A 7,723-nucleotide genomic window follows, 5' to 3' on the forward strand; every position below is an offset into this window, starting at 1 on the left:
TCCTGCGCAAGGCCGCAGAGCGCACCGTCGAGGCAACATGGAAACGCATCGGCCAACTCCTCGACGCCTTCCCGCCCCACGAATGCGCCAACTATCTCAGAAACAGCGGATATGCCTCAATCTAAACAGGACAGACTCTAAAGAACTAGCGCGACTGGCTCCAGCCGAGCACCAGCACCACCGCGCCGGCGAGCGATGCGGCGGTGCGGACATGGTTCCAGAACACCCAGTCGCGCAGATATCGTGCCCAGAGCGCAGCGCCGTCCGCACTCGCCGGATCGGCTGCCGCGATCGCATTGTTGAGCGGGACGTTGCACACCATCGTCACCGCGAAGCAGCCCAGCACATAGAGCGCCGCGCCCGCGATCACATAGAGCGCGCCCGGTTGCCCCGGATTGAGGCCGGCGACGATCGCCAGCCCGAACAGCAGCAGCGCGGTGCCGATGAAGATGCCGAGGAAGAGCGGGTTGATGACGGTGATGTTGATCGCCTGCATCGCGCGGATGCCCTCGGGCACCGGAACGCGTGCCAGCGCTTGCATGACGAAGGTCGAGAAGCCGTAAAAGACCCCGCCGATGATGAATGCGCCGACCGCGGCGATCAGGACGGGAAGCTTGAGCAATGCGATCATCATCCGTCTCCCTTGATTACGACCCCGTTTCAGGGCTCCAGTGCGTTGATCCCTGCATGCACGCGCGCTTCGATATCGGCGCGCGCCAGCCCCGGCGCGATCGGCGCGCCGAAGCGGAAGGTCACCGTGCCGGGGCGCTTGGGCCCGCGGCGCGGCCAGACCTGCCCGCTGTCGAGCGCGATCGGCACGACCGGAAGAGCGAGCGCGCGATACAATCCCGCAAATCCCGAACGCACCGGAGGCGTCTCCCCCGGCGCGACGCGCGTCCCTTCGGGGAAGATCAGCACCGACCGGCCCTCGCCCAGCGCCGCCTGTGCCTCGCGCATCATCTGGCGCAGCGCCCTGGCGTTGGCGGCACGATCGACGACGATCACGCCGTAGCGCCGTGCCGCCCAGCCCCACAGCGGGATCCGGGCGAGCTCGCGCTTCATCACGATCGCCGGCGCATCGAGCATCGCCGCGATCGCCATCGTCTCGAGCATCGCCTGGTGCTTCGCGGGATACAAAGCGGGCCCGGCGGCGCGCTGCCCTTCTACGCGCATGCGGATCCCCAGGATGTGGCGGGCCGACCACACGCCCAGTCGCGCCCAGGCGATGCAATAGCCGCGCATGAAACTGGTGCCGAGCAGGGCTGCGACCGGCGTGCCCAGCACGATCGGCACCGACAGGCCGTAGAAGAAGATCGCAAAGGCGATGCTGCGCAGCCGGTCAGCCATTGCCCAGTCCGAACAGCAGGGCGATCCGGCGCACCAGATATTTGTGATACTCGCGCAGCAACGTGGCGAAGCGCGCGTTGGTGCGGACGCCGTCACCCTCGATCGCGACCTCACTGCCGAGCGCATTGCCGAGTTCCAGCTTGGCGCGCGGCACATGCCAGTCGGCAGTGACGAGCCGCACTGACCGGTAGCCATGCTTGCGCACCCAGGCTGCGGTCTCGTCGGCGTTGGAGCGGGTGTCGACCGCCTCCTGCCCCAGGTCGATGCAGCAGCGGAACAGCGCGGGCGGCGCGCGATGGGCCACCGCCAGCTCGATCGGGCGAACGGTCGGATCGGTGCCGGTGATCAGCATGCGCTTGGCCGATCCTGCCTGGAGCAGCGCGATTCCCCGCGGAATCCGCCCCGCGCCACCGGTCGGCACCACCACCGCATCGGTCTTCACGCCCGGATCGAGCGGCTTGCCGAGCGACAGCATGAACAGGGCGAATCCAAGCACCCAGGCGAGCGCAAGCACCGCAAAGATGCGCCAGAGCGCGCGCATCACAACGTCTTCCCCAAGGTGCCGAGCACCGCGATGCGCGCGGCGAGCAGCGCCATCAGCGCAAAGACGACCGGCAGCGCCAGCAGCAGCAGCCAATCGAGCGGCGCCAGCGCGACGCCGCCCAGCAGTTCCGATCCCAGCCCAGCGGCCTGCTGGCCGAGCAGCCACACCATTCCCAGCGCCGCCGCGGTGCCGAGCAGCCCGCCGAGCAGCGTGTCGAGCGCGATCCGGCGCTGGAACAGGCGCGCGACCTGCATGTCGGTGGAGCCGAGCATGTGGAGCACGGCGATGGTGTCGCGATGCGTATCCAGTCCGCCGCGCGCGGTGAGCAGCACGACGATCGCCGTCGCGGTGGCCATCAGGACCACCAGCGCAGCCGCGAACCAAGTGAGGGTTTCGAGAAACGCGCTGACCGGCGAGAGCCATTGCGCATGCCGGTCGATCCGGGCGGCCGGAGCGACGGCACGCGCCGCCGAACGCACGCGATCGATCGCCGCATCCTCGCCCGAGGCGAGATCGACATCGATCATCGCGGGCATCGGCAGGTCGGCGTCCAGCCCCGCCTCCCCCAGCCATGGCGCGAGCAGTTCGGCCAGCCGCGCGCGATCGACCTCCGCGACCCGCGTCACGCCGGGAAGGGCGCCCACGCGCTGCACGATCGCGCGCGCTGCCGCGTCGCGCCTTGCCGCATCTCCTTCGACCAGCTGGATCGTCAGCCGCCCGGCGAGCTGGCGGTCGAGCGTGCGGCTCGCGCCTGCCATGCCCAGCCCCAGCGCGGCGGCCAGCACCGTCAGGAACAGCATGATCGCCATCACCCACAGCATCCCGCGCGTGCGCCGGCTCTCGTCGAGCAGGCGGCGTTCGGGCCGTTCGCGCACGAAAAGGGTCATGCCGGCGCCATTCCGGGCGGATAGCGCAGCGCGCCCGTCGGGTCGTTGAGCCGCCCCTTCTCGATCCGCATCATCCGCGCGTCGGGAATCCGGCTGATCAGCTGAAAGTCATGCGTCGCCACCACCACCGTCGTGCCGAGGCGATTCAGCGAATCGAACAGGTGCAGCAGCCGCTCCGCCATGTCGGGGTCGACGTTGCCGGTCGGCTCGTCGGCGATCAGCATCTCGGGCCGGGTGATGACTGCGCGCGCGATGGCGATGCGCTGCTGCTCGCCGCCCGAAAGCGTCGGCGGCTTGGCCGCATCGCGATCCTTGAGGCCGACCCAGGCGAGCATTTCGCGCACCGGCCCCTCGACCTCGCTCTCGGGCATTCCCGCGACGCGCAGCGGCAGCGCGACATTGTCATAGGCCGAGAGATGCGGGAGCAAGCGGAAATCCTGGAACACCACGCCGATGCGGCGCCGGAAACCCGGAAGACGCTTCCGCGGCAAGGCGCCCGCATCCTCACCGAACAGCCGCACGATGCCGCGGGTCGGCCGCTGCGCGAGATAGAGGAGCTTGAGCAGCGAGGTCTTGCCGGCGCCCGATGCGCCGGTGACGAAATAGAAGGACCCCGCGCTGAGCGTGAAGCTGACGTCGCTCAGCGTCTCCGCCCCGGTCCCGTAGCGCAGGCCGACATTCTCGAACTGAACGATATTGGCCATGCCGGCGCCCGGCCGCTCCTGATAAACCCTGCCCCGAAGAATGGAGCCATCGCACAGCCGCCCGGCTGGCTCAAGCGCAGGGACATCAACCCTTGCCAAGCCGACTCGACGGGTGTTTAGATTCGGGATTGGCGAGCCGAGCGCCCAGTACCCGAGCAAGACGTGCCGCGATGATCCTGGAATGCCCCGAGTGCCGCACCCGCTACCTCGTCCCCGACAGCGCGATCGGGGCCGAAGGACGCACCGTGCGCTGCGCGAGCTGCCGGCACAGCTGGCACCAGCTTCCTGCGAGCGCGCCCGTCGCGAAGCCCGCCCCCGACGTCATCCGCGCCGACGCCTATTCGGCTCCGCCGCCACCGCCGCCGCCGGCCCCGACCAAGGCAGCCGAGGCCGAGCGTGATTTCGACCCGTTCGCGCACGAGCCGCCGTTCAAGCCGCGCAAGAATCCGGAACGACGCTGGACCGCAGCAGCGCTGATCATCGGTCTTTCCCTGGCGGCGGGCGCCGGTGCGATCCTGTGGCTGGGCGCGCCCGGCCTCGCCTCGCAGCTCGGGCTGCCGATCGGAGAGGCAAGGACGTCGCTGGTGTTCGCCAACCAGCTGGTCGACCGCAAGCCGCGGCTCAACGGCGGCGAGCTGTTCGTGGTCAGCGGGCAGGTGATCAACCCAACCAAGGAACGCCAGCGCGTGCCCAACATCCTGGCCGAGCTGCGCGACGCCAACAACTCGGTCGTCTACAACTGGACGATCACGCCCGAGCCGCGCACGCTGCCGCCGGGAGGCAGTCTCGAGTTCAACAGCGGCAAGCTCGACGTGCCTGCCACAGGCAAGACGATTCAGCTCAGCTTTTCAGGCGAAGCCGCCGAATAAGCCACCATAGCCGCCCGCCGTTGAGCAGGGCGGCTGCGACCATGCCCGAAGCCGATGCCGCGACGAGCCCCTTCGGGCCCCAGCCGGCATGGACCATCCACAGCCCGACTCCGCCGGTGAGCAGGAAGAAGGCGACGATGCCGTTGAAACCCGCAACGACCTGATCGCCAAGCGAGCGCAGCGCATAGACGAACACCACCTGGATCCCATCGAACAGGATGAACGGTCCCCACAGCGGGAGCAGCATGACCGCGGCAGTCGCGACCGCTGCGCTCGCCGGGAAGCCGCCGACAATCAGCTGCGGCACGAGGATCAGCGGAAGCGCGAGCACGCCGAGGGTCAGGGCGGCAAGGCCCGCCGCGATCGCGGTCCGCCCGCCGGCCTGCACCGGCACGCCCTCGCCCACGGCATTGCCGGCGCGCACGCCCGCCGCCGAGCCGAGGCCGAGCGCAAAGGCGAAGGTGACGTTGTGGATCGAGAAGACGATCTGGAACGCGTGGGTCACCGTCTCGCCCAATTGCGTCGACAGCGCGATCAGGATCGAGAAGCCGGCCAGCTCCAGCCCCGATGCGATCGCCGGGACGAAGCCGAAGGCGATCAGCGCGCCGACCCCGCGCCACATCACGGGCGAACCGAAGTCGCGCCAGTCGCGGACGCCGCGTTCGCGCGCGCGGGGCAAGGTGAGCGCCGCGACGATCATCGCCACCGCGCCGACCATCGTCGCGCTCACCGTGGCCGCCGCGGCGCCCGTCGCGCCCATTGCCGGCATGCCGAACTGGCCCGTGGCGAGGATCCAGGCGAGCACCGCGTTGATCGGCAGGATGGCCACATCGACCACCATCACCCGCTTGGGGCGGCTGACGCCTTCGAGGAAGAAGGTCGCCGCGACCAGCAGCAGCTGGAACGGATAGCCCAGCGCCATGATGCGCACTACGCGGGCGGCATCGGGTGCGATCGCCGGATCGACGCCGACACCTTGCAGCATCGGCAGCGCAAAGGCGAACAACACGCCGCCGCTGGCCAGCCCGAGCAGGAAGCCGAGCACCAGCCCTTGCCGCAGGATCGCGCCGGTCGCGGGCAGATCCTCCGCCCCGTCCGCGCGCGAGGCGAAGACGAGCACGCCGGTGAGCCAGCCCAGCGCGACGACGATGCCGATGAAGGTCAGCGTGCGGCTGGCGCCGAGCGCCGCCACTTCGTGCGTGCTGACCAGGCCGACCACGACCACGTCGGTGACGTGCATGATCGTCCAGGTGAGCGCCGTGAGCACCACCGGCCAGGCCAGCGCGAGGATGCGGCGCGTCTCGGCACTGATGTCGTCTGGCGGGCGCATGGGCCGGCGGGCTTAGCCCGGCTGCATTTCAGAAGAAAGATCGCAGAAAGGGAGGTTGCATGCCTCCCGGCGCTTTGCTAGGGGCCGCTGCCTTACCAGCCGCCGGGTTCATCCGGCGGACGAAATCAGTGCGGTCGTGGCGGAACTGGTAGACGCGCAACGTTGAGGTCGTTGTGGGCGAAAGCCCGTGGAAGTTCGAGTCTTCTCGACCGCACCATTTCTCAAGAAAAGCGTTTGAAGATGCGGGCCGGGGGCAACCACACCGGTCGCGCTGGCGGGTAGCGTGTAACCGTTTATCGTCCGTCAGCGCCCTCCTATACAGGGCGACGGCCAGCAGAGCCGATGCATGAGGGGAGAGACGCATGGAGCGTGACCTGTCGGGAAACGGCAACCCGCCGATCCGCCGCGTCGTGATCGTCGGTGGCGGCACCGCCGGATGGATGACCGCGGCGCTGCTCTCCAAGCTGCTGTTCCGCGGCTATGCGATCACGCTGGTGGAATCGGACGAGATCGGGATCATCGGCGTTGGCGAGGCGACCATCCCTGGCATCAAGGACTACAATCAGCTCGCCGGGATCGACCTGACCGAGATGATCCGCGCGACCCAGGCGACGTTCAAGCTGGGGATCGAGTTCGTCAACTGGCGCGAGCCGGGCTACCGCTACATCCACGGCTTCGGCAAGATCGGCACCGACCTGATGTGGCTCCACCCGCACCAGCTGTGGCTCAAGCTCGCCGCGCTCGGCCAGGCCAAGCATTTCGACCTCTATTCGCTCAACACGCTCGCCGCCCGGCAGAACAAGTTCTGCTTCCCCGATCCGCGCAACCCGGGGTCGCCGATGGGGCATCTCGACTATGCCTATCATTTTGACGCATCGCTCTATGCCCGCTTCCTCCGCACCCGATCCGAAGCACAAGGCGTGACGCGGGTCGAGGGCCGGATCGTGGAGGTGAAGCAGCGCGGCGAGGACGGGTTCGTCGAGAGCGTGGTGCTGGCGGACGGGCGGCGTATCGAGGGCGACCTGTTCGTCGACTGCTCGGGGATGCGCTCGCTGCTGCTCGGCCAGACGTTGGGCGTGGGGTATGAGGGCTGGAACCACTGGCTGCCGTGCGACCGCGCACTGGCGGTGCCGTGCGAGAGCGTGTCGCCGCTGACGCCCTATACCCGCTCGACCGCCCACGGCGCGGGCTGGCAGTGGCGCATCCCGCTGCAGCACCGGATCGGCAACGGGCATGTCTATGCCAGCGCCGAGATCAGCGACGACGAAGCGGCCACGGTGCTGCTCGCCCATCTCGACGGCAAGGCGCTGGCCGATCCGCGGCCGGTCAGGTTCGCGCCGGGCAAGCGGCGCAAGGCGTGGGACAAGAATGTCGTCGCGATCGGGCTGGCGAGCGGGTTTCTCGAGCCGCTCGAATCGACCAGCATCCACCTGATCCAGACCGGCATCCTGCGGCTGGTCGCGCTGTTCCCGGGTCAGGGGTTCAACGCCGCCGACATCGCCGAGTACAACCGGCAGCACAATTTCGAGTTCGACGATGTGCGCGACTTCATCATCGCGCACTACAAGGTCACCAACCGCGAGGACACGCCCTTCTGGGCGCATGTCCGCCATATGGAGGTGCCCGACAGCCTGAAGGAGCGGCTCGAACTGTTCCGCGCCTCGGCCCGCTTCTTCGTCCATGGCAAGGCCGAGCTGTTCCGCGAGGAAAGCTGGGTCCAGGTCCTGCTCGGCCAGGGGATGCAGATGGCCTATGACCCGGTGGTCGACATGATCCCCGACGAGGATTTGATCGACTTCATGCGCGACATCGAGGAGGTCAATGCCGATGTCGCAGCGGCGATGCCGGCGCACCAGGCGTTCATCGACCGCCACTGCAAGGCGCCGCCGATCGCGGCGTGACGCCGGTCGGACTTTCATCTCAATCCTCCCCGCCAGGGGGAGGTGGCGCGCGCAGCGCGACGGCGGGGGAGGACGCGAGCCGTAGAGGTTCCACCGTCCGCCCCCTCCGTCAGCCTGCGGCTGACACCTCCCCCTGGCGGG

The 7,723-nt window shown here is 68.7% G+C and carries 8 protein-coding genes, 1 tRNA gene and 1 pseudogene; 4 read left to right on the forward strand and 6 right to left on the reverse strand.

Translation table 11 applies throughout. The annotated features are described in order from the left end of the window. Positions 1 to 125 (forward strand): annotated as a pseudogene (locus VGD28_RS07315) (IS630 family transposase); the annotation flags it as partial. 20 nt (positions 126 to 145) lie between these two features. Here VGD28_RS07315 and VGD28_RS07320 read toward each other — a convergent pair. From VGD28_RS07320 to ftsE, 5 genes are read right to left on the reverse strand one after another with little or no spacing between them, the layout of a single operon-like run. After that, a complete protein-coding gene (locus tag VGD28_RS07320) occupies positions 146 to 631 on the reverse strand; it encodes a DUF1772 domain-containing protein (protein ID WP_331027678.1) in 486 nt (161 codons plus the stop codon). Between the two features lie 29 nt (positions 632 to 660). Further along, positions 661 to 1,347 carry a lysophospholipid acyltransferase family protein gene (locus tag VGD28_RS07325; protein WP_331027679.1) on the reverse strand — a complete coding sequence of 229 codons (687 nt, stop codon included), beginning with the start codon at positions 1,345 to 1,347 and terminating at the stop codon, positions 661 to 663. Further along, positions 1,340 to 1,888: a YdcF family protein gene (locus tag VGD28_RS07330; protein WP_331027680.1), complete on the reverse strand. Its 549-nt coding sequence runs from the start codon at positions 1,886 to 1,888 to the stop codon at positions 1,340 to 1,342. Before VGD28_RS07330 ends, VGD28_RS07325 begins: the two co-directional genes overlap by 8 nt. Continuing rightward, complete coding sequence (locus tag VGD28_RS07335; protein WP_331027681.1) at positions 1,888 to 2,778, reverse strand: cell division protein FtsX; 891 nt, start codon at positions 2,776 to 2,778, stop codon at positions 1,888 to 1,890. Before VGD28_RS07335 ends, VGD28_RS07330 begins: the two co-directional genes overlap by 1 nt. Continuing rightward, positions 2,775 to 3,482 (reverse strand): cell division ATP-binding protein FtsE, encoded by a 708-nt coding sequence (gene ftsE, locus VGD28_RS07340; RefSeq protein ID WP_331027682.1) that lies wholly within the window; start codon positions 3,480 to 3,482, stop codon positions 2,775 to 2,777. The genes VGD28_RS07335 and ftsE overlap by 4 nt, the downstream gene beginning before the upstream one ends. 170 nt (positions 3,483 to 3,652) lie before the next feature. On the opposite strand from ftsE, the gene VGD28_RS07345 reads away from it, so the two are divergent. Next, the gene (locus tag VGD28_RS07345) at positions 3,653 to 4,351 is read left to right on the forward strand and encodes a zinc-ribbon domain-containing protein (RefSeq protein WP_331027683.1); all 699 of its coding nucleotides are present in this window, start codon (positions 3,653 to 3,655) and stop codon (positions 4,349 to 4,351) included. Here the strand turns inward: VGD28_RS07345 and VGD28_RS07350 are convergent. After that, entirely contained in the window at positions 4,323 to 5,681 is a 1,359-nt protein-coding gene (locus VGD28_RS07350) for an MATE family efflux transporter (RefSeq protein WP_331027684.1), read from the reverse strand. The genes VGD28_RS07345 and VGD28_RS07350 overlap by 29 nt on opposite strands. Before the next feature lie 130 nt (positions 5,682 to 5,811). Here VGD28_RS07350 and VGD28_RS07355 point away from each other — a divergent pair. After that, a tRNA-Leu gene (locus tag VGD28_RS07355) sits at positions 5,812 to 5,898 on the forward strand. Between the two features lie 145 nt (positions 5,899 to 6,043). Beyond that, positions 6,044 to 7,582 carry a tryptophan halogenase family protein gene (locus VGD28_RS07360; protein WP_331027685.1) on the forward strand — a complete coding sequence of 513 codons (1,539 nt, stop codon included), beginning with the start codon at positions 6,044 to 6,046 and terminating at the stop codon, positions 7,580 to 7,582. The last annotated feature ends 141 nt before the right edge of the window (positions 7,583 to 7,723 follow it).

Origin of the sequence: Sphingomonas sp. (genome assembly GCF_036402235.1) — a bacterium.
Classification (GTDB): Bacteria; Pseudomonadota; Alphaproteobacteria; order Sphingomonadales; family Sphingomonadaceae; genus Sphingomonas.